Here is a 19,474-nt window from a genome sequence, read left to right as displayed (position 1 = left end):
CATCGATTGTGAGTGCGCCGTACGTACCGGTCTGCGTGCCGGGCTGGAACACCGCTTCGCCAGTGTCGACATCGCTGACCAGCAACTTGCCGGAAGTGAGCAGCACGCTGTCCTCGGTCACGCTGCCGGCATCGCCGCCCGGCACTGACGGCGTGATCACCGCGCCATCGTTGGTGCCGATGATCGAAACGGTCACGGTGCTGGTCGTGCCATCGGCACTCTTGACCGTGAACACTTCGCTCGGCAGCGTCTGGCCTTCGCCCAGCGCTTGCACCACTGGATCAGCGTTGTTGAGCGTGTAAGTCCAGTTGCCCGCCGCATCGATCGAGAAGGAGCCGTGGGCTCCTGCGACCGCCGTCTGCGGCTGGAACACGGCCTGGCCGGCATCCATATCCGACACGACCAACTGGCCACCAGTCGTGAGTGTGACGTCTTCCTTTACCGCGCCTCCATCGGCACCCGGTCTAACAGGCAGGATGGTTGCTGGGTCATTGACAGGCGTGACGCCGATATCCACCGTGGCAATCGCGGTGCCACCCTTGCCGTCCGATACGGTCACGGTGAAGCTGTCCGGCCCGTTGAAGTCCTTCGCCGGGGTGTAGGTCCAGGTGCCATCCGTATTGACGGTGACGTTGCCGTGCGCCGGGTCGCTCGCCTTGGCGAAGCTCAGGCTGTCGCCGTCGACATCGGTGGCTTTCACCTGCCCGCTGATCGGCGTGTCTTCCGGCGTGCTCAGGGCGTAGTGGCCGGTTGTCGGGTCGATGTTGGCATCGCTGACCGGGGTGCCGGCGGGGCCGTCGGTGGTGCCGGGAACCGGCGCATCATTCACCGGGGTGACGCCGACACTGACGGTGGCGGTGGTGGTGCCGCCCCTACCGTCGGACACCATCACGGTGAAGGAATCCGGCCCGTTGTAGTCCTTCGTCGGCGTGTAGATCCAGGTGCCGTCGGTGTCGACGGTGACGCTGCCGTGCGCGGGGTCCGACCCCTTGCTGTAGCTCAGCGTATCGCCATCGACATCCGCGCCTGGCGTACGGCCTGCGACGGGGGTGTCTTCGAGCGTGGTGACCGCGACGTCGGTGGTGGTGGGTGCGTCATTCACCGGCGTCACGTTGACGGTGATGGTGCCGTCGGCGGTGGCGCCGCGGCCGTCGCTGACGGTGTAGATGATCGTCGCCGGCCCGTTGTAGTTGGGCGGCGGCGTATAGGTCAGGGTGCCGTCGGTATTCACGGTGACGGTGCCGACGCTCGCGGTCGGCGTGCCGATCAGTGTGACCGGGTCGCCGTTCGGGTCGCTCAGCACGCCGTCGAGCTTGATGCCGGTGCTGGTGTCTTCGGGCAAGCTCACCGACAAGGGCGCTGCAACCGGGGCCGCGTTGGCCTCGGCGGTGATCGCCGAGAACGTCTGCCGCTCGACCGTGTCGGTTGCGATCGGGCCGCTGGTCTGGAAGCTCAGCGGGTCCACACCTTCGCTGATGCGCAGCAGGCGGACGAAGCCGTGGCCTTCTCCACCCGTGCCGCCACCCAGGCCGGCTGCGGTCGGGTCGAGTTCGGCAAGCGGATCGGCGCCGGAATTGAGCGAGGCGATTACGCGGTCGATTTCGGCGTCCGGCTGCGTCAGGGCGGCGTCCTGTGCGGGCACGGCGTCCTGCGTCAGCAGGCTGGCGTCGGCCAGCACTTCACGACCACCACCGAGCGTCACCGGGTCGCCATTGCTGCCGCGCAGTTCAACCACCGCACCGTTGTCGGTGACCACCACCTGACCCTCGGCGATTCGTTCGCCAAGGTGGATCGGGCGCAGGCTGCCGTCCGATTCGCGTACCCAGGCCTTGCCTTCGAGGCGGGCAACGGTACCTTCTGCGCGGTTGGTGGTGGTGGCCATGAAATGTCTCCCGGACGGACTGATTCAAATTGCCCTCGAAACTACGCCGCCCAACGGGGCGGCGCATCGTACTCAAGGACAGGGAGACGGGCCGAGCTTGTGAAACGGTGTTACACGGCGTGTTTACTTGATGCCGTGTACGCGCAGCGCGAGCTGCAGGCGGTCGGCGACGCCGATCTTTTCGAACACCGCGCTGAGGTGGGATTTGACCGTACGCTCGGTAATATCGAGCGCCGCGGCGATATCGGCGTTCGATTCGCCGATTGCGGCGCGCTGGGCGACTTGCTGTTCGCGCTCGGTCAGCCCGGCGGCCCAGCCGGGCGCAGCAGGCGCTTTGCTGGCGAGGTCCACCGCGCGCAGCAGGCGGTTGAGAATCGTGCGCCCCACCCACAGTTCGCCGGATGCCACCACATCCAGCACCTGTGTCAGTTGCTCGAGCGATGCGAACGCGTGGCAGTAGCCACTGCAGCCTGCTTCGATGGCGGCAAGGCCTTCCGCGTCGTTCGGCCGGCTGCTTGCGAAGACCATGCGCAAGCCCGCCGCCAGGCGCGGCCAGCGTGGGTCGCCCATCGGCGGCAGATCGGGTAGTTCGGCGTCGATCAGCGCCAGACGGGCGCCAGCGGGCAGGGCGTCGAAGCGGTTGGTGCGAACGATCGGCCAGCGCTCGCCGAGCGCATGCCAGCGCCGCGCGAGATGGTCGTCGTGAGTGGCAAGAACCAGCAGCGGATGCGTCATCGTTCAGTCATCGCCGCCGCCTTGGCGCGGATCACGGGTTTGAGCAGGTAGGTCAGGATCGACTTCTTGCCAGTCAGGATGTCGACCTCCGCGACCATGCCGGGGATGATCGGCAGCTTCTTCGGGCCGATGGTGCTGGTCGTCGTGCGCACACGCACTTCGTAGAAGGCGTTGCCCTTCTCGTCCACTACGGTGTCGGCGCCAATCTGTTCCAGCGTGCCTTCCAGCCCACCGTAGATGGAGAAGTCGTACGCGGTGAACTTCACCTGCGCTTTCTGGCCGGGGCGCAGGAAAGCAATGTCCTTCGGCAGCACACGCGCTTCGAGCAGCAGTGCATCGTCGCTCGGCACGATGGCGACGACTTCCTTGCCCGGTTGCACCACGCCACCGACGGTGTGCACGAAGATCTGTTTCACCGTGCCGCGCATCGGTGCGCGCACCTCCGATTGCTTGACGCGGTCCGCCAGCGCGACGCTGCCTTCGGACAAGGCGCCGAGCTTCGCGTTGACGTCGGAAAGGTCGGAGCGCGCCTGATTCTTCATCTGCAGCTCGACTTCCTGAATCTTGCGCTGTGCTTCGCCGATCGCGGCCTGGATACGCGGGATCTGCGCATTCGCGGCGTCGCGCTCGCCACGATAGCGTGCGACATCGCGTTCTAGGCGCAGCAGCTCCACATCCGACACCGCGCCGGTCTTCGTCAGTGGCCGGGTAACTTCAAGCTCGCGGGCGGTGAGGTCGTAGCTTTGCGAAGCCTGCTCGCGGCGGGCACGCACTTCGTTAAGTTCCTGCGTGCGTTGCGTGAGCTGCTGGCGAGCGATGCCAACGGTGGCCTCCAACTCTAGCCGCTTCGATTCATAGGCAGCGCGCTCCTGCTCTACCACTTCCGGCACTTCCTTCAATGCTTCGGGCGGTGGCTCGTAGGCGCGCCCCTCGGCAATCGCTTCAAGGCGTGCCGCCTTGGCGAGCAGGGCGAGGTACTGTGAGCGGTTCTCGCGCAGTGACGAGACGAAACGGGTGGGGTCGATCTTCAGCAGCAGCTGGCCCTTTTCGACGGTCTGGCCCTCGCGTACCAGGATCTGCTGCACGATGCCGCCATCCAGGCTCTGGATCAGCTGGTTCTGCGAGAAGGGGATCACCTTGCCGTCACCGCGCGTCACTTCGTCGATCTTCGCAAACGCGGCCCAGATGACCAGCACCACCACCGCCGCGAGCGAAATCCAGACTGCCAGCCGTGCGCCGCGTGGTGTCTGCTCGGCGATCGCCCAGTCTGCATCGGCGAGGAAGTCCGCGTCGTCGTGCAGATCGCGTTTGCTTGCGAACAGCAGCAGGCGGTCGAGTGCACCGGTCGTCTTGCGGAAGGACCACTGGCCCGCGCGTTGAAGCAGGGTAGGGATGCGGAACTTCATCAGTGCGCCCTCCCGATGCGGCCCTGCTGCAGGGCTTCAACGACCTGTGCTTTGGGTCCGTCTGCAACGATCTGGCCGTTGTCGATCACGATCAGGCGATCGACCAGTTCCAGCAGTGCAGTGCGATGGGTCACCAGCAACAGTGTCTTGGCGTGTGAGAACTCCCGCAGCTTCTTCTTCAGGCGGTCTTCGCTCTGGTGATCCATGTTGCTCGAGGGCTCGTCCAGCAGCAGCATCGGCGGGTCGTTGAGCAAGGCACGCGCAATCGCTACGGCCTGCCGTTGCCCACCCGACAGCGACTCGCCGCGCTCGCCGATCGGCATGTCAAAGCCGCGCGGATGCGCGTTGGCAAACTCGGTGACGCCCGCAATGTCGGCCGCGGCGAGAATCGCCGCATCGTCGGCGAAGGGCGCGCCCAGCGCGATGTTCTGGCGCAGGCTGCCGTAGAACAGCGTAGCGTCCTGCGGTACGAAGCCAACGGCTCGGCGCAGTTCGGCCGGGTCGATCTGGCGTGCGTCGATACCGTCGATCAGCACCGCACCATCGCTCGGTTGGTAGAGCCCGAGGATCAGCTTTTCCAGCGTCGTCTTGCCCGAACCCACGCGACCGATCACGCCGACCTTTTCCCCCGCACTGATGCGGAACGATGCGCGCCGCAAGGCGTACTGCTCGCGCCCCGGGTACTGGAAGCTCACATCACGGAACTCGATCTCGCCGCGGAACTGCGCGCGGTGCAGGAAGGGGGCGTCGTCCGGGCGTTCGATCGGCAGCGTCATCTGCTGTTCGATGCCGGTCAGCGCGGTGCGCGCGTTGTGATACTGCAGCAGCAGCCCGACCACCTGGCCCAGCGGCGCGAGCATCCGCCCGGTCAGCATGCTCGCTGCGATGATGCCGCCCATCGAAAGCTTGGCGTCCAGCAACAGATAGACACCGGTGATGATCACCACCACCGACACCGCCTGCTGCACCGTCTGCGAGAAGTTCACGATCAGCGAAGAGAGCAGTTTGGAGCGCGTGCCGACCTGAGCGAGGAACAGCGTGGTCCGTTCCCAGCGTCGCTGGATCCAGCCCTCGGCGCCGGCGGTCTTGATCGATTCGATGCCGACCAGGCTCTCGACCAGCGTTGCGTTGCGCTGCGCGCTGGCGCGATAACTCGTCTCGGTCAGTTCGTGCATCTTGTCCTGCACCACGAAGGCGAGGAACAGCACGATCACCGCACCGGCGAATGCGGGCAGCAGCAGCCAGGGCGACAGCCACGCGACGACGAAGGCAAAGACAAACACGAAGGGCAGGTCGACCAGCGTGGTGACGGTGGCCGAGGCGATGAAGTCCCGCACGCTTTCAAACGCCCGCAGGTTCGACGCGAACGAGCCAACGGATTCGGGGCGCGACTCCATCCGCATGCCCAGCACGCGTTCGAGAATCTTCGACGACAGTGACACGTCGATCCGCTTCGCGGCGGTGTCGATGATGTAGGCGCGTAGCGTTCGCAGCGCGAGGTCGAAGCCGAGTACGAGTACCGCGCCCACCGCGAGCACCCAGAGGGTTTCCTCGGCACGGTTGGGTACGACGCGGTCGTACACGTTCATCGAGAACAGCGGCATCGCCAGTGCGAAGATGTTCACCAGCACCGAGGCCAGCACCGCGTCGCGGTAAAGCCGCCAGTTCGAGAAGATGGCGCCCCAGAACCAGTGTCGCGCGCGCACCTTGCCGACTTCCGGCACTCGCGCTTCAAAGCGGAAGCGCGGGCGCACGTAGCAGACCACGCCGGCGTGCAGGGCCGCGAGCTCGTCCCGGCTAATCGCGACAGCGGTTTCGCCGGCCTCGGGGAAGCGCACCTTTGCATCGCCTTGCTCACCCAGTTCAAGCAGCAGGCAGGCGCGGCCGTCGTTGAGCAGCAGGATCACCGGCAGCAGCGCCGGCCGGACAGCCGACAAGGGCTGACGCACCAGTCTTGCGGACAGCCCGGCGCGCGCTGCGGCACGCGGCAGCAGCGAGGGCGTCAGGCGGTTGTTGACCAGCGGCAGGCCGGCGGCCAGGGCTTCATGGGTCCACGGGCTGCCGTGGATACGGGTAAGGGCGGCGAGGCAGTCGAGCAGCGGATCGTCGTGCACGCCGTGCTCGTTGACCTCCCAGGGTTTTGCGTTCGGCTGGGTGTCACTCATTCAGAATTCCGGTTCTGTCGCTGGGTACGCAGGTTCAGATCACGTCCTGATCGCCCAGCAGATCCAGCGCGCCGATAAGGCGGCGCCGCAAACCTTTGCGTGCCGAGAGTTTACGCTGTGCGCCGTGCGGCAGATCGGTCACCCGCAAGACGCCTTTGTCGATCAGTGCGTCGATCAGGTCTTCCAGCACGCGGATGAAGTCCGCATCCAGCGCGGCGAAGCTCTCGCCCGGATCGCGGCCGAGGAACGCGAGCAAATCAGGGTGGTCGTTGGGCAACTCTTCCTGCGCATCCGTTTCCTGATCTCGCAGGATCGCGACAATCTCCCCTTGCGGATTTCGGCGGACGAAGGGCATGTTAGCTCCCGGCCTATGTGCGGCCTAGTAAAGTTTTGTCACCTGAAACGCCGGAACGCGCTCCTGACGAGGGATTTCGGCGGGTATTCCGGAAACTTGAGCGGGCAGGAGGAAGCATGGCAACGCGGCGCAACGAGTATGTCGACTGGCTCTGCGAGCGCCTCGCACCCTTGGGCGGCATCCGGGTGCGGCGGATGTTCGGTGCCTACGGGCTCTACAGCGGTGAGCTGTTCTTCGCGATCGTCAGCGACGACGTGTTCTATGTGAAGGCCGATGCGCTGAGCGTGGCGGAGTTCGAACGCGAAGGGCTCAGCCCCTTCACCTACGCGATGAAAGACGGCAGCCAGCAATCGCTGCGTTACTACCCCTTGCCCGAGTCTGCGATCGACGACGATCTCGAGTTCCTCCGCTGGGCGCGCAAGGGCATCGAAGCGGCGCTGCGTTCGCCGCGCAAGACCACGCCGCCGACAGGCTGAGGCAGGTCGGTCCGGGGGCGGATGCGGGGCGGCTTCGTGGCATCATCGAAGCTCGTTTCAGAAAGAGTCACGATGCACCCTAGTCCCGAAAACACGCCCTACGACTTGCTCGGGGGTGACGCCGCGGTACGCGGCCTGGTTGATCGCTTCTACGATCTGATGGATCTGGAGCCGGAGTTCGCCGAGTTGCGGGCATTGCATCCGGCGCACCTGGATGAGTCGCGCGACAAGCTGTACTGGTTTCTCTCCGGCTGGCTCGGCGGGCCGGACATGTTCGTCGAGCGCAAGGGCCATCCGATGCTGCGCGCGCGCCACATGCCATTCCCGATCGGCGTGAAGGAACGCGACCAATGGCTCGCCTGTATGCACAAGGCGATGGATGCGCAGCCGATGTCAGCCGCGCTGCGGCAGCATCTCGAAGGTTCGCTTTTCAAGACCGCCGACTGGATGCGGAATCAGCCGGGCTGAAGCGGCCGCTGGGCGAATCCGCCGGGGGCGGCGTTGTGCGACCCAGAAAGGGGTCGCGCTGCGGGCTGTTGGACAGCCCGAGGCTGCGCTCGGGATCAGATGTAGAAGTTGGGCCGCTTGTAGACCGGCTTGTCGAACTTGCCGGCTTCAGCGTCCTTGAACGCTTTCCAGGTCGGGTAGGCTGCTGCAACGGTCAGCAGGGCGAGAATCGTGAACATGGCAAGCTCCTCGCGCTCCAGGGTCGGGGGAGACTGCATTGGAGCGCAGAAATCACTGTTAGATTAAGGGCTTGCGGCGGCCCGGCGCTTGCGATGGCTCAAGCTTTGTCGCGCCAGCGACAAAGCAAAAAGCCCGGCGCTGGCCGGGCTTTTGCGGGTGAAAGCGAGCGCTCAGGCCTGTGGCCGTAGCTCTGCCGGAATCGGGAAATTCACGTTCTCGGTGACGCCGTCCAGCGTTCGCACGCTGGCGCCGCTGAGCGCCTTGAGGCGTTCGATCACCTCGGTGACCAGCACTTCCGGCGCCGAGGCGCCTGCCGTAACGCCGATCCGGCGCTTGCCTTCCAGCGAAGCGGGGTCGATGCCGGCCGCGTTGTCGACCAGATAGGCCGGCACGCCGCGCAGTTCGGCGACTTCGCGCAAACGGTTGGAGTTGGAGCTGTTCTTCGAGCCGACCACGAACACCACATCCACCTGCGGCGTCATGAACTTCACCGCGTCCTGGCGGTTTTGCGTGGCGTAGCAGATGTCGTCCTTCTTCGGCCCGACCACGGCTGGGAAGCGGGCGCGCAGCGCGTCGACCACGGTCTGCGCGTCGTCGACCGACAGTGTCGTCTGCGTCACGTAGGCGAGCAGGTTCTCGTCCTTCACCTGCAGCGCGGCGACGTCTTCGACGGTCTCGACGAGGTACATGCCGCCTTCGCTCTGGCCCATCGTGCCTTCGACTTCCGGGTGGCCCTTGTGGCCGATCATGATGATCTCGCGGCCCTGCGCGCGCATACGCTGCACTTCGAGGTGAACCTTGGTGACCAGCGGGCAGGTGGCGTCAAACACCTTCAGGCCGCGGGCTTCGGCCTCGGTGCGGATTGCTTGCGATACGCCGTGGGCCGAGAAGATCACCGTGTTGCCAGCCGGCACATCAGCGAGGTCTTCGATGAACACCGCGCCCTTGTTGCGCAGGTCGTCCACGACGAACTTGTTGTGCACCACTTCGTGTCGCACATAGATCGGCGCACCGTAGAGTTCGAGCGCGCGCTCGACGATGGTGATGGCGCGTTCCACGCCGGCGCAGAAGCCGCGAGGGTTGGCGAGGAGGACTTCCATTTTCGGTCTCTGTATGGGGCTGGTTCTGTTCTTGTTGGGTGGCGCGGACGTCAGCTGACGCCGACTACCTGCACGTCGAAGCGCACGGCGCGTCCGGCGAGCGGGTGGTTGAAATCCATCACCACGCTGTCGTCATCGATCTCCAGCACCCGGCCGGAGAAGGCGTTGCCGTCGGGTGCGGTGAAGGTCAGTACGGCTTGCGCTTCGAGTTCGACATCGGCGGGAAGTTCGCCGCGCGGAATCCGCTCCACTAGCTCTTCGTGACGCGGCCCGAAGGCTTCGCCGGCGGCCAGATCGAAGCTGCGCTCGGCGCCGACCGAGAGGCCGATCAGGCAATCCTCGATCTTGCGGCCGAGTTCGCCGCGGCCGATCTGCAGCGTCGCGGGCGTCGATTCAAAGGTCGAGATCATCACGGTGCCGTCCGGCAGCGCAAAGCGGAAGTGCAGCGTGACGAGGCTTTCGTTACCGATCAGGTTCATGACTTGGTGTCCGCGGCCGGCTCGCGGCCGGCAAAGAGTTGGGCCGCAATCATCAGCACGGCGCCGACGGAGATCGCCGAATCCGCCACGTTGAAGGCTGGCCAGCCGTAGCGGCCGACATGGAAGTACAGGAAATCGACCACTGCGCCGTAGGCGATGCGGTCGATCACATTGCCCAACGCGCCACCGATGATCAGCGCGAAGGCCAGCGGCTGAAGGCGCTCGTTCGCGTGGCGCTTCAACAGCATCAGCAGCCAGGCCGAGATGACGACCGCCAGCGTGACGAAAAACCACTTCTGCCAGCCCGGCTGGTCGGCGAGGAGGCTGAACGCCGCGCCGGGGTTGTAGACGAATACCAGCTGGAAGAAGTCGGTGTAGGGGATCGCCTCACCGAGTTTCAGGTTGCGCAGCACCGCGAGCTTGGTGATCTGGTCGAGCACGATCACCAGGCCCGAGAGGCTCAGCCACGCCAGAAAGCGCTTAGGCATGCGTGCGCACCTCGCCGTCGCCATGCAGGTTGCTGTCGCAGCGGCCGCAAAGCGTGGGGTGTTCGGCGTTCACGCCGACGTCGGCGAGCCAGTGCCAGCAGCGCTCGCATTTCTGCTGCGCGGTCGGCGTGACGACGATCGCCTCGTCGGCTTCGCCCGCCACCTTCACGAGCGTCGCGGCCGAGGTGATCAGCACGAACTTGAGGTCGTCGCCGAGCGAGGCCAGCGCATCGAACTTGTCGCTGCCGGCGCGGATCTCGACTTCGGCTTGCAGCGAGGCGCCGATCTTGCCTTCGGTGCGCACCGCTTCAACCGCCTTGGAGACTTCGCCACGCACTGCACGGATCGTCTCCCAGCGGGCGATCAGCCCGGCTTCGCCTTCCTGCGCCGGCAGGGCGTGGAAGGTGTGCAGCATCACCGATTCGTCCGGGTTGTTGCCGTTCAGCACGGCCCAGATTTCCTCTGCCGTGAAGGAGAGGATCGGCGCCATCAGCTTCACCACCGTCTGCACGATGTGCCACAGCGCGGTCTGCGCGGCGCGGCGTGCCACGGAATCCGGCGCGGTGGTGTAGAGGCGGTCTTTGAGGATGTCGAGGTAGAAGGCGCCGAGGTCTTCGGAGCAGAAGATCTGCAGCGCCTGCACCACGCGGTGGAACTCGAACTTCGCGTAGTCGGCCTCAGCCTGCGTCGCGAGCTTGCGGGTGAAGGCCAGCGCGTAGCGGTCGATATCGAGCCACTGTTCGACCGGCACGGCGTTTGTCGTGATGTCGAAGTCGGCGGTGTTCGCGAGCAGGAAACGCAGCGTGTTGCGGATGCGGCGGTAGGTCTCGACGACGCGGTCGAGGATCTCTTTCGACACCGCGAGTTCGCCTGAGTAGTCGGTCGCGGCGACCCACAGGCGCAGGATTTCGGCGCCCATCTTGTCGCTGATTTCCTGCGGCAGGATCACGTTGCCGAGCGACTTGCTCATCTTGCGACCCTGCTGGTCCACGGTGAAGCCGTGCGTCAGCAGCGCCTTGTAGGGCGCGTGGCCGTCGATTGCGGCGCCGGTCAGCAGCGAGGAGTGGAACCAGCCGCGGTGCTGGTCCGAACCTTCGAGGTACAGGTCGGCGCGCGGGCCGCTGGTGTGGCCGTCGTTGTGCGAGCCGCGCAGGACATGCCAGTGCGTGGTGCCGGAGTCGAACCACACATCCAGCGTGTCGCTGATCTTGGTGTAGTGCTCAGCCTCGGCGCCCAGCAGTTCGGCGGCGTCGAGCTTGGACCAGGCTTCGATGCCAGAGACCTCAACGCGCTTGGCGACTTCTTCCATCAGCTCGACGGTGCGCGGGTGCAGCTCACCGGTTTCCTTGTGCAGGAAGAAGGGGATCGGCACGCCCCAGGTGCGCTGGCGCGAGATGCACCAGTCCGGGCGGTTGGCGATCATCGCGTGCAGGCGCGGCTTGCCCCAGGCGGGGTAGAAGGCGGTCGCCTCGACCGCGCCCAGCGCCTTGTCGCGCAGGCTCTTTCCATCCTTCGGCAATTTATCCATGCCGACGAACCACTGCGCGGTGGCGCGGTAGATCACCGGCGTCTTGTGGCGCCAGCAGTGCATGTAGCTGTGGCTGACGGTGCCGTGCGAGAGCAGGGCGCCGACTTCGGTGAGCTTTTCGACGATGACCGGGTTGGCCTTCCAGATCATCCGGCCGCCGAAGAAGGGCAGGTCCTCAACATAGACGCCGTTGCCCTTGACGATGGAGATGATCTCGTCGTTGCGGCGGCCGTAGGCAAGCCAGGAATTGAAGTCGTCCACGCCGTGCGCAGGCGCCGAGTGCACCACGCCGGTACCGGCATCCAGCCCGACGTAGTCGGCCAGGTACACCGGCGACACGCGGTCGAAGAACGGATGGCGGAATTCGATGCGATCGAGCGCCTGGCCCTTGGTCGTCGCGAGCACCGTGCCCTCGAGGCCGTAACGCTTGAGCGAGTCCTCGACCAAGTCCTTCGCCAGCACCAGCAGCTTCTCGCCGGTATCGACCAGCGCGTAGTCGAACTCCGGGTGCATGTTCAGCGCCTGGTTGGCGGGGATTGTCCAGGGCGTGGTGGTCCAGATCACCGCGTAAGCGGTCTTAGGCAGCGCGGCAAGGCCGAAGGCGGCGGCGAGCTTGCCGGCGTCGGCATCCGACACCGCGAAAGCCACGTCGATCGTCGGCGACTTCTTGTCGGCGTATTCGACTTCCGCTTCGGCCAACGCCGAACCGCAGTCGAAGCACCAGTTCACCGGCTTCAGGCCCTTGAATACGTAGCCCTGCTTGACCATTTCGGCCAGTGCGCGGATCTCGCCCGCCTCGTTGGCGAAGGCCATCGTCAGGTAGGGGTTGTCCCAGTCGCCCAGTACGCCGAGGCGGATGAATTCCTTCTTCTGGATCTCGACCTGCTCGGTGGCGTAGGCGCGGCACAGCTCGCGCACCTTGTCGGCGGGCAGGTTCTTGCCATGCGTGACTTCGATCTTGTGTTCGATCGGCAGGCCGTGGCAGTCCCAGCCCGGCACATAGGGGGCGTCGAAACCGGCCAGGGTCTTCGAGCGGACGATGATGTCCTTGAGGATCTTGTTCAGCGCGTGGCCCAGGTGCAGGTTGCCGTTCGCGTAGGGCGGGCCGTCGTGCAGGATGAACTTCGGGCGGCCAGCGCTGGCCTTGCGGATCTTCTGGTACAGCTGGCTCTTCTGCCAGCCCGCCACCCAGCCCGGCTCGCGCTTGGGCAGGTCACCGCGCATCGGGAAGGCGGTGTCGGGCAGGTTCATCGTTTTCCGGTAATCAGCCATGGCTTGCTATCTCTTCAATCTTTGCGTGAATGCAGGGGATTCGGTTCTGGGCGGGCTCCGCGGGGTAATCACGCAGGGCTGCCGCCGACAAGGCGGGGCGCCGACGACCGCTCAGGTCGCCGGCACCGGAATTCGATGCTGCGCGAGGATTTCCTTCGCGATTTCGCAGTCGCGGTTGATCGCCGCGGTCAGTTCGGCGAGCGAGCCGTATTTCTCCTCGTCGCGCTGCTTGTGCAGGAAGTGCACCTGCAAGTGTTTGCCGTACAGATCGCCGCTGAAGCCGAACAGGAAGACCTCCAGCCTTGCCGCGCCATTCTTCGTGATCGTCGGGCGGTTGCCGAGGCTCGCCACGCCCGGCCAGGGTGCCTCGCCGATGCCATCCACCGTCACCGTGTAGATGCCGTGCAAGGCCGCGCGGTTGCGCTTGATCTGGATGTTTGCGGTCGGGAAGCCGATCGTGCGGCCGATCTTGTCGCCGTGCATCACGCGGCCGCTCATCGTGTAGGGGCGGCCGATCAGGCGCTCGGCATGTTCGATGTCGCCGGAAACCAGCGCGTCGCGCACCGCCGAGCTGGACACCCGTTCGCCGTCGAAATCGAGCGTCGGCATCGATTCAACGCGGAAGCCCCAGGTTTCGCCCGCCTGCTGCAGCGACGCGAAATCCCCGCCGCGGCCACGGCCGAAGCGAAAATCGTCGCCGATCAACAGATGCCGCACGCCCAGGCCGCGCACCAGCACGTTTTCGACGAAGGCCTCGGCATCGAGCGAGGCGAGCGCTTTGTTGAAGCGCAGCACATAGACGCAGTCGACGCCGCATTCGGCCATGTATTCGAGTTTTTCGCGAAGGCGCGACAGGCGCGGCGGGGCCGATTCGGGCGCGAAGAATTCGCGCGGATGCGGCTCGAAGGTCAGCACCGTGGCCGGCAGCGCGCGCTCGCGCGCCTCGCGCACGAGCAGTTGCAGCAGGGCCTGGTGGCCGCGGTGCACGCCGTCGAAGTTGCCGATCGTGAGCACCGAACCATGTTCAGCGCGATCGGGAAGGCCGCGGAAGACCAGCATAAGCGTCTGACAAAAAACGCGAATTATAGCCTGCGGCAGTGCCGCATTGGGCGCGCCGGGCGCAGCGGCCCTCGGCGGTGTCAGGCGTCGCGCAGGTAAAGCGCTTCCACCCGTTCGCGCGCCCACTGGGTGCGGCGCAGGAATTTCAGGCTGGATTTGATGCTGGGTTCGTACTGGAAGCAACGCACCGGGATCAGCAGGCCGAGTTCTTCCCAACCGTAGCGCTCGACGAGCCGCGTGAGGATCGTTTCGAGCGTTAGGCCGTGCAGTGGATTGTTCGGTTGGGTGCTGGGCATTTCGGGGCTTCGTCGGCGTGGTCATGCCAGTGTAGCGGGGTGAGTGTGAAAAGGTCACATTCCCCTTGCGTACCGTGTCATCGCCTCGCAACGCGGTGGGCGGCAAAGTGTCATCACCCTGAAGGCGCTGCTAAGCGCCCCGAAAAATCCCCCCAAGGAGACTGTGATGAACATGAATCGCCTCGATGATCTGATGAACGCGCTGCTGATGGTTGTGCTGGCGTGTACCGCGATGCTGGCCGGAGTCGGCGCGGGCGACGGCAAGACATCTGGAAGCCGTGATGCGCAGATCAGCCCGAGGATGGCGCAGGTGCTCCCGGCTGCGCCGGTTACGGCGACGCAGATTCCGCGCATTACGGTGGTCGGCAAGCGCTCGGTCGCGGTGGTGGCCTCGCTTTACTGAGTTTCGCGACTTACCAAAAGAAAGCGGCGGTCATTTGACCGCCGCTTTTTCTTTCCGACTCGCGCCCGCGTGCCTGCTGCTCAGGCGCCCAGCACGATTTCCACCTGATGCGTGCGGCCGTCGCCAACCGGCGCGATCGCCCGCTTCGGATCGACATCCTTGCCGTCCACCCGCACCGCCTTCACGCCCTTGCTGACCTGATCTGGGTTGCTGACGCGGATTTCAAAAGTGTCGCCGCGGAAACGTCGCGTCACGGTGAATCCGGGCCAATCCTTCGGGATGCACGGGTCGATGCGCAGGCCCGCGTAATCCGGCTGGATGCCCAGCAAGCCCTGGCTGACGACGACGAAGGTCCAGGCGGCCGTGCCGGTGAGCCAGTTGTTCTTCGCCTCACCGAAGCAGGGCGCATCCTTGCCGGCGATCATTTGCGCATAGACGTAGGGCTCGCCGCGGTAGGTGTCGATCTGGTCCTGCTTGGCGGAGGGGCAGATCGACAGGTAGTACTCCAGCGCACGGTCGCCCTCGCCGAGCAGGCACCAGGCGAGGTGGATCCAGGTGTTGTTGTGGCTGAAGATGCCGGCGTTTTCCTTCACCCCCGGCGGGTAGGAAGTGACCTCGCCGAGCGCCTTGTCGTAGCTGGAGTAGGCCGGTTGCTGCAGCACCACGCCGTTCTTCGTGTAGAGGTGCTGATGCACCGATTCCATCGCCTGCCGTGCGCGGCCGTTGTCGGCGCCGGCGCCGCCGAGCACGCACCAGCCCTGGCTCTCGATGAAGATCTTGCCTTCCTCGTTGCTGTGCGAGCCGACCACCGAACCGTCGGCGGCGTAGGCTCGGGTGTACCAGGCGCCGTCCCACGCGACGCGCTCTACCGTGTCCAGCATCTCGGTGTAGTGGCCACGCATGCGAGCCGCATCGGTGTTGCGATCCAGATGTTCGTAGAGCGCGGCCATCTCGCGTGCGGCATACAGGAACAGGCCTGCGATCATTACCGACTCGGCCTTTGAATCGCGCACGTCCCCGGCGGTCTGGAAAGACTCGTTCGGTTCGGTCGAGAAGCAGTTCAGGTTGAGGCAGTCATTCCAGTCCGCATGACCGATCAGCGGCAGGCCGTTGGGCCCGCGCTTCTTCATCGTGTAGGCGATGGCGGTTTCGAGGTGATGCAGCAGGGTCTCTTTGGCAACGTTTTCATATTCCTTGTCCGCGTAGCCGCAGGGTGCCTGCAGGATGGAGACGTCGCCCGACTCCTTGATGTACGCGCAAGTCGACAGCACCAGCCACAGGTGGTCGTCGTAGAAGTCGCCGCCAATGTCGGCGTTGCCCTTCTTCGTCAGCGGCTGGTACTGGTGGAAGCAGGTGCCGTCCGAGAGTTGCGTCGCCGCGATGTCGAGGATGCGTTCGCGAGCGCGGCTCGGGATCATGTGCACGAAGCCCAGCAGATCCTGGTTCGAATCGCGGAAGCCCATGCCGCGGCCGATGCCGGTTTCGTACATCGAGGCGGAGCGGCTCATGTTGAAGGTGGCCATGCACTGGTACTGGTTCCATGTGTTGGCCATGCGCTGCGCATGCTCGTTCGGGCAGTCGACCTGGAAGTTGCCGAGCAGGTCGTCCCAGTACTTCTTGAGGCCGGCGAAGGCGGCATCGACGGCGCCGGGCGCCGAGTACTTCTCAACGATGGCACGGCCGACCGATTTGTTCATCACGAAGGGGGCGTCGAACTTGGGCGCGTCGCCTTGCTCGACGTAGGCGAGCACGAAGGCGAAGGATTCTTCCGCGCCGGGCGTGAGGTCGAGATCGACCTGATGCGAGCCGATCGGATTCCAGCCGAAGGCAACGGAGTTCGTGGCTTGGCCGGCGAAGGGCACCTTCGCTTCATGCAGGCCTTCGTGGATGCCGACAAAAGCGTCGCGCGAGGTATCGAAACCGGCGATCGGGCGGGTGCAGGCGAACAGCGTGTAGTGGTTGCGGCGCTCGCGGAACTCGGTCTTGTGATAGATCGCCGAGCCTTCCACCTCGACCTCGCCGATCGAGTAGGTACGCTGGTAGTTCGTCATGTCGTTGAGCGCTTCGAAGAAGCAGAACTCCTGGTAGGAGAACAGCTTCGGCGTTTTGCGTTGGGCCGACTTGTTGCGCACCGTGAGCTTCCAGACTTCAAGGTTCTCGCCCGGTGGCACGAAGAACAGCGCCTCGACTTCCAGTCCGTCGCGTTCGCCGATGATGCGGCTGTAGCCCAGGCCGTGGCGGCATTCGTACTTCACGCCCTTGGCTTTAACAGGCTTCCAGCCGGGGTTCCACACCTCGCCACCGTCGTTGACGTAGAAGTAGCGACCGCCAAGGTCGTAGGGCACGTTGTTGTAGCGGTAACGCGTAAGGCGGCGCAGCTTGGCGTCCTTCCAAAACGTGTAGCCGCCGGCCGTGTTGGTGCACAGGCCGAAGAACTCGTCCTGTCCGAGGTAGTTCAGCCAGGGCAGGGGCGTGTCGGGGCGGGTGATGACGTATTCGCGCGTGGCGTCGTCGAAGTGGCCGTAAGAAGAGGTGCTTGCGCTGTTCATGGTGTGGGAGGGTCCAGTTTTTGGGCTGTATGCGGCGCACTGCCAGCGGTTTTGGCTGTTGAACCGTTACCGTCGCCGGCCTGTCATGGGTCAGATGTCATGATATGAAAACGTTTGCAAAAATGAAAGTCCTTTGAGAGCATCGAAATGTTTCTGAATGCTCACTGAGGGAGTACGGCATGAGATTTAATCCTTTAATCATAAGGCTTTCGGTGCCTCGATCACGGTTTGGGCTGAGATGGCGCTTTCATGATGACGGGGTTGCCGGCTAGATAACGTTTGCAAACTATGGAACCAGTAATGATCTCTAGCGCTGCGCGATGCTCGCTGCGTTGGCTTGCCGACGGGCGGCTGCATCTCGTTTCCGGAGGTGTGTCGCTCGAAGTCGACCCGCGGGTTGGTGCCCGTATCGTTTCACTGCGCTGCGGCGAGGCCGAGGCGCTTTCGCTGCGCGATGCGCATCCCGACAACTACGGTTCGACCTTCTGGGATGCGCCGCAGTCCGCGTGGGGATGGCCGCCGCGTACCGTACTGGACGCCGCTCCCTACGCTGCGGCAGTCGAACAGGGTGCCGCCGTGTTTCGGAGTGCGGTCGATCCGGTCTGCGGCCTTCGCTTCTGCAAGTATTTCGCGCCGCTCTCCGCTTCGCCGGGCTTTGCGATTCGCTATCGCATCGAGAACCGGGGCGATCGGGCGCTGCGGGTCGCCCCGTGGGAAGTGACGCGCGTGCCGGGCGGTTTGAGTTTCTATCACGACGCGGACGCAGAAGGCTTGCCCGCTTCGGCGCTCGATCTGGTGCAGGGGGGCGATGGCTTTGCGTGGTACCCCTTCGATCGTGAGCAGCTGGCGGTCGGACGAAAGTACTTCGGTGCGCCGCGCGAGGGCTGGCTGGCGCATGTCACGCCCGAGCGGCTGCTGTTCGTGAAACAGTTTGGCCTGGTCGCGCCCGCGCTGTGTGCAGAGGGGCATGCGCCGATCGAAATCTGGGGGCAAGACGGTGGCGTGTATGTCGAGCTGGAAAACCACGGTGCCAGCGTTCTGCTGGCGCCTGGCGAGTGGCTCGATTACACGGTGAACTGGCTGCTGTGCCCGCTTCCGCCCGCCATGGAGGTGCGCGTCGGCAACCCGGCGCTGCCGCGCCTAGTTGCCGCCATGCTGCAGGCGCAGTCTCGTGACGCAGCCCTTAGCCGATGAATGCGACCGTGTTGCGCTGGACGGGCGGGTTCTTCGCGAAGTAGCGCTTGATACCGCGCAGGATCGCGTCGGCCATCTTGTCCTGATAGGCCTCGTCCTTCAGGCGCTGCTCTTCTTCCGGGTTCGAGATGAAGGCCGTCTCGACCAGGATGGACGGGATGTCCGGCGCCTTCAGCACCGCAAAGCCGGCCTGTTCAACCTGGCCTTTGTGCAGCTGGTTGATGCCGCCGAGTTCGCCCAGCACGGCGCGGCCGAGCTTGGCGCTGTCCTGCATCGTGGCGGTCTGTGACAGGTCGAGCAGCGTTCGGGCGAGCAGGGCATCCTTGACGCCAAGGTTCACGCCGCCAACCAGATCCGCCGCGTTTTCCTTCTGCGCCAGCCAGCGCGCCGCAGTGCTGGATGCACCTTTGTCCGACAGCACGAAGACGGAGCTGCCGCGCGCGTCGGGCTTGATGAAGGCGTCCGCATGGATTGATACGAACAGATCGGCCTGCACTGCGCGCGCCTTCGCAACGCGCTGGCCGAGCGGGACGAAGAAGTCGCCGTCGCGGGTCAGCATGCCGCGCAGCAGCGGGTCGGCGTCGATCTTGGCCTTCAGGCGGCGCGCGATCGCGAGCGTGACGTTCTTTTCGTAGGTGCCAGCCTTGCCGACGGCACCCGGGTCCTCGCCGCCGTGGCCCGGATCGATTGCGATCGTGGCCAGGCGGGTGACCTGTCCCTTGCCGCCGCGGTGTTTGCGGTCGGCCGGGCTGACCTCCTCCTTGTTGTCTTGCTGCGCCGGCTTGGCCGGCTCAGCGGCCTGAACGGGTGCGGAGGACGCCGGTTCAGGGGGATTGCTCGGTTTGCTTGCGTCGCCGTTGCCGACCTGTGCGGTCGGCCGTGTCGGCGAAGCGGCTTCGCCGGTGGCAGCAACGATCGGATCGGGTTTTTCGATCAACGCGAGCAGCGGATCGATCGGCTCGGCGGGGTAAAGGTCCAGCACCAGACGGTGGCCGTACTGGCCGACCGGATCGAGCGTAAAGACCTGCGGCTTGACCTCGGCCTTCAGCTCGATGACGAGGCGTACCACGCCGGGCCGGTTGCGGCCGGCGCGGATCAGCTTGATGTAGGGGTCGCTGTCGGTGATCTTGCCCGGCAGGCTCTGGATCACGCTGTTGAACTCGGCGCCTTCCAGATCGATCACCAGACGTTCCGGATTCTTGACGATCTGGTGCGTGTATTTGAGCGTGTCGCGCCCTTCGAGCGTGACACGGGTGTAGTCCTGCGAAGGCCACACGCGCACGGCGAGGATGCTGGTTTCGGCTGCGAAGCCGACGCGCGAGACGAGCAGCGTCATTGCCGCACCGCCGAACTTCATGAACCGGCGACGCTGCATCATCGGCACGGAAGCGTGATCCGGT

Annotated in this window: 18 protein-coding genes; 4 read left to right on the top strand and 14 right to left on the bottom strand. The window is 65.0% G+C overall.

Annotated elements, in window-relative coordinates; all coding sequences use genetic code 11:
* From ACE3P0_RS05065 to ACE3P0_RS05045, 5 genes are all read right to left on the bottom strand, one after another.
* A partial coding sequence (locus ACE3P0_RS05065) for a retention module-containing protein (protein WP_374400510.1) occupies positions 1-1,882 on the bottom strand: 1,882 nt, incomplete at its 3' end.
* 123 nt (positions 1,883-2,005) lie between these two features.
* Complete coding sequence (locus ACE3P0_RS05060) at positions 2,006-2,617, bottom strand: LuxR C-terminal-related transcriptional regulator (RefSeq protein ID WP_374400508.1); 612 nt, start codon at positions 2,615-2,617, stop codon at positions 2,006-2,008.
* Positions 2,614-4,023, bottom strand: a complete 1,410-nt coding sequence (locus ACE3P0_RS05055; protein WP_374400506.1) for an HlyD family type I secretion periplasmic adaptor subunit — start codon at positions 4,021-4,023, stop codon at positions 2,614-2,616. The genes ACE3P0_RS05060 and ACE3P0_RS05055 overlap by 4 nt, the downstream gene beginning before the upstream one ends.
* The gene (locus ACE3P0_RS05050) at positions 4,023-6,188 is read right to left on the bottom strand and encodes a type I secretion system permease/ATPase (protein ID WP_374400504.1); all 2,166 of its coding nucleotides are present in this window, start codon (positions 6,186-6,188) and stop codon (positions 4,023-4,025) included. Before ACE3P0_RS05050 ends, ACE3P0_RS05055 begins: the two co-directional genes overlap by 1 nt.
* 34 nt (positions 6,189-6,222) lie before the next feature.
* Positions 6,223-6,543 carry a hypothetical protein gene (locus tag ACE3P0_RS05045; RefSeq protein WP_374400502.1) on the bottom strand — a complete coding sequence of 107 codons (321 nt, stop codon included), beginning with the start codon at positions 6,541-6,543 and terminating at the stop codon, positions 6,223-6,225.
* A 116-nt stretch (positions 6,544-6,659) separates the two neighbouring features.
* Between ACE3P0_RS05045 and ACE3P0_RS05040 the strand changes: the two genes are divergently transcribed.
* Positions 6,660-7,019 (top strand): TfoX/Sxy family protein, encoded by a 360-nt coding sequence (locus ACE3P0_RS05040; RefSeq protein WP_374400501.1) that lies wholly within the window; start codon positions 6,660-6,662, stop codon positions 7,017-7,019.
* 72 nt (positions 7,020-7,091) lie between these two features.
* Positions 7,092-7,487 (top strand): group II truncated hemoglobin, encoded by a 396-nt coding sequence (locus ACE3P0_RS05035; RefSeq protein ID WP_374400499.1) that lies wholly within the window; start codon positions 7,092-7,094, stop codon positions 7,485-7,487.
* Between the two features lie 95 nt (positions 7,488-7,582).
* Here the strand turns inward: ACE3P0_RS05035 and ACE3P0_RS05030 are convergent, their stop codons facing one another.
* From ACE3P0_RS05030 to ACE3P0_RS05000, 7 genes are all read right to left on the bottom strand, one after another.
* A complete protein-coding gene (locus ACE3P0_RS05030) occupies positions 7,583-7,705 on the bottom strand; it encodes a hypothetical protein (RefSeq protein WP_256378377.1) in 123 nt (40 codons plus the stop codon).
* Between the two features lie 171 nt (positions 7,706-7,876).
* Positions 7,877-8,806, bottom strand: a complete 930-nt coding sequence (gene ispH, locus ACE3P0_RS05025) for a 4-hydroxy-3-methylbut-2-enyl diphosphate reductase (protein WP_374400496.1) — start codon at positions 8,804-8,806, stop codon at positions 7,877-7,879.
* 50 nt (positions 8,807-8,856) lie between these two features.
* Positions 8,857-9,285 (bottom strand): peptidylprolyl isomerase, encoded by a 429-nt coding sequence (locus tag ACE3P0_RS05020; protein ID WP_374400494.1) that lies wholly within the window; start codon positions 9,283-9,285, stop codon positions 8,857-8,859.
* Positions 9,282-9,773 carry a signal peptidase II gene (lspA, locus tag ACE3P0_RS05015; protein ID WP_374400492.1) on the bottom strand — a complete coding sequence of 164 codons (492 nt, stop codon included), beginning with the start codon at positions 9,771-9,773 and terminating at the stop codon, positions 9,282-9,284. The genes ACE3P0_RS05020 and lspA overlap by 4 nt, the downstream gene beginning before the upstream one ends.
* Positions 9,766-12,573 carry an isoleucine--tRNA ligase gene (gene ileS, locus ACE3P0_RS05010; RefSeq protein WP_374400488.1) on the bottom strand — a complete coding sequence of 936 codons (2,808 nt, stop codon included), beginning with the start codon at positions 12,571-12,573 and terminating at the stop codon, positions 9,766-9,768. The genes lspA and ileS overlap by 8 nt, the downstream gene beginning before the upstream one ends.
* Before the next feature lie 111 nt (positions 12,574-12,684).
* Positions 12,685-13,632 carry a bifunctional riboflavin kinase/FAD synthetase gene (locus ACE3P0_RS05005; protein WP_374400486.1) on the bottom strand — a complete coding sequence of 316 codons (948 nt, stop codon included), beginning with the start codon at positions 13,630-13,632 and terminating at the stop codon, positions 12,685-12,687.
* Positions 13,633-13,712: 80 nt separating this feature from the next.
* On the bottom strand, positions 13,713-13,928 hold the full coding sequence (locus ACE3P0_RS05000) for a VF530 family DNA-binding protein (protein ID WP_374400485.1): 216 nt from the start codon (positions 13,926-13,928) through the stop codon (positions 13,713-13,715).
* 166 nt (positions 13,929-14,094) lie between these two features.
* Here ACE3P0_RS05000 and ACE3P0_RS04995 point away from each other — a divergent pair, with 166 nt between their 5' ends.
* Positions 14,095-14,331: a hypothetical protein gene (locus ACE3P0_RS04995; RefSeq protein ID WP_374400483.1), complete on the top strand. Its 237-nt coding sequence runs from the start codon at positions 14,095-14,097 to the stop codon at positions 14,329-14,331.
* A gap of 80 nt (positions 14,332-14,411) precedes the next feature.
* Here the strand turns inward: ACE3P0_RS04995 and ACE3P0_RS04990 are convergent, their stop codons facing one another.
* Entirely contained in the window at positions 14,412-16,880 is a 2,469-nt protein-coding gene (locus ACE3P0_RS04990) for a GH36-type glycosyl hydrolase domain-containing protein (protein ID WP_374400481.1), read from the bottom strand.
* Between the two features lie 300 nt (positions 16,881-17,180).
* Between ACE3P0_RS04990 and ACE3P0_RS04985 the strand changes: the two genes are divergently transcribed.
* The gene (locus ACE3P0_RS04985) at positions 17,181-18,074 is read left to right on the top strand and encodes a hypothetical protein (RefSeq protein ID WP_374400479.1); all 894 of its coding nucleotides are present in this window, start codon (positions 17,181-17,183) and stop codon (positions 18,072-18,074) included.
* Here ACE3P0_RS04985 and ACE3P0_RS04980 read toward each other — a convergent pair.
* The gene (locus tag ACE3P0_RS04980) at positions 18,064-19,458 is read right to left on the bottom strand and encodes an N-acetylmuramoyl-L-alanine amidase (RefSeq protein WP_374400696.1); all 1,395 of its coding nucleotides are present in this window, start codon (positions 19,456-19,458) and stop codon (positions 18,064-18,066) included. The two genes, ACE3P0_RS04985 and ACE3P0_RS04980, sit on opposite strands and share 11 nt — an antisense overlap.
* Positions 19,459-19,474 lie beyond the last annotated feature (16 nt).

This window comes from Niveibacterium sp., from assembly GCF_041909475.1.
In the GTDB taxonomy this organism is placed as follows: domain Bacteria; phylum Pseudomonadota; class Gammaproteobacteria; order Burkholderiales; family Rhodocyclaceae; genus Niveibacterium.
This window is presented reverse-complemented; position numbering and strand designations above follow the sequence as displayed.

What these genes read in the sequence shown, in the direction of transcription:
- ACE3P0_RS05060 (WP_374400508.1), bottom strand. Translation starts at nt 2,617, where the DNA reads ATGACGCATCCGCTGCTGGTTCTTGCCACTCACGACGACCATCTCGCG.
- ACE3P0_RS05055 (WP_374400506.1), bottom strand. Translation starts at nt 4,023, where the DNA reads ATGAAGTTCCGCATCCCTACCCTGCTTCAACGCGCGGGCCAGTGGTCC.
- ACE3P0_RS05050 (WP_374400504.1), bottom strand. Translation starts at nt 6,188, where the DNA reads ATGAGTGACACCCAGCCGAACGCAAAACCCTGGGAGGTCAACGAGCAC.
- ACE3P0_RS05045 (WP_374400502.1), bottom strand. Translation starts at nt 6,543, where the DNA reads ATGCCCTTCGTCCGCCGAAATCCGCAAGGGGAGATTGTCGCGATCCTG.
- ACE3P0_RS05040 (WP_374400501.1), top strand. Translation starts at nt 6,660, where the DNA reads ATGGCAACGCGGCGCAACGAGTATGTCGACTGGCTCTGCGAGCGCCTC.
- ACE3P0_RS05035 (WP_374400499.1), top strand. Translation starts at nt 7,092, where the DNA reads ATGCACCCTAGTCCCGAAAACACGCCCTACGACTTGCTCGGGGGTGAC.
- ACE3P0_RS05030 (WP_256378377.1), bottom strand. Translation starts at nt 7,705, where the DNA reads ATGTTCACGATTCTCGCCCTGCTGACCGTTGCAGCAGCCTACCCGACC.
- ispH (WP_374400496.1), bottom strand. Translation starts at nt 8,806, where the DNA reads ATGGAAGTCCTCCTCGCCAACCCTCGCGGCTTCTGCGCCGGCGTGGAA.
- ACE3P0_RS05020 (WP_374400494.1), bottom strand. Translation starts at nt 9,285, where the DNA reads ATGAACCTGATCGGTAACGAAAGCCTCGTCACGCTGCACTTCCGCTTT.
- lspA (WP_374400492.1), bottom strand. Translation starts at nt 9,773, where the DNA reads ATGCCTAAGCGCTTTCTGGCGTGGCTGAGCCTCTCGGGCCTGGTGATC.
- ileS (WP_374400488.1), bottom strand. Translation starts at nt 12,573, where the DNA reads ATGGCTGATTACCGGAAAACGATGAACCTGCCCGACACCGCCTTCCCG.
- ACE3P0_RS05005 (WP_374400486.1), bottom strand. Translation starts at nt 13,632, where the DNA reads ATGCTGGTCTTCCGCGGCCTTCCCGATCGCGCTGAACATGGTTCGGTG.
- ACE3P0_RS05000 (WP_374400485.1), bottom strand. Translation starts at nt 13,928, where the DNA reads ATGCCCAGCACCCAACCGAACAATCCACTGCACGGCCTAACGCTCGAA.
- ACE3P0_RS04995 (WP_374400483.1), top strand. Translation starts at nt 14,095, where the DNA reads ATGAACATGAATCGCCTCGATGATCTGATGAACGCGCTGCTGATGGTT.
- ACE3P0_RS04990 (WP_374400481.1), bottom strand. Translation starts at nt 16,880, where the DNA reads ATGAACAGCGCAAGCACCTCTTCTTACGGCCACTTCGACGACGCCACG.
- ACE3P0_RS04985 (WP_374400479.1), top strand. Translation starts at nt 17,181, where the DNA reads ATGATCTCTAGCGCTGCGCGATGCTCGCTGCGTTGGCTTGCCGACGGG.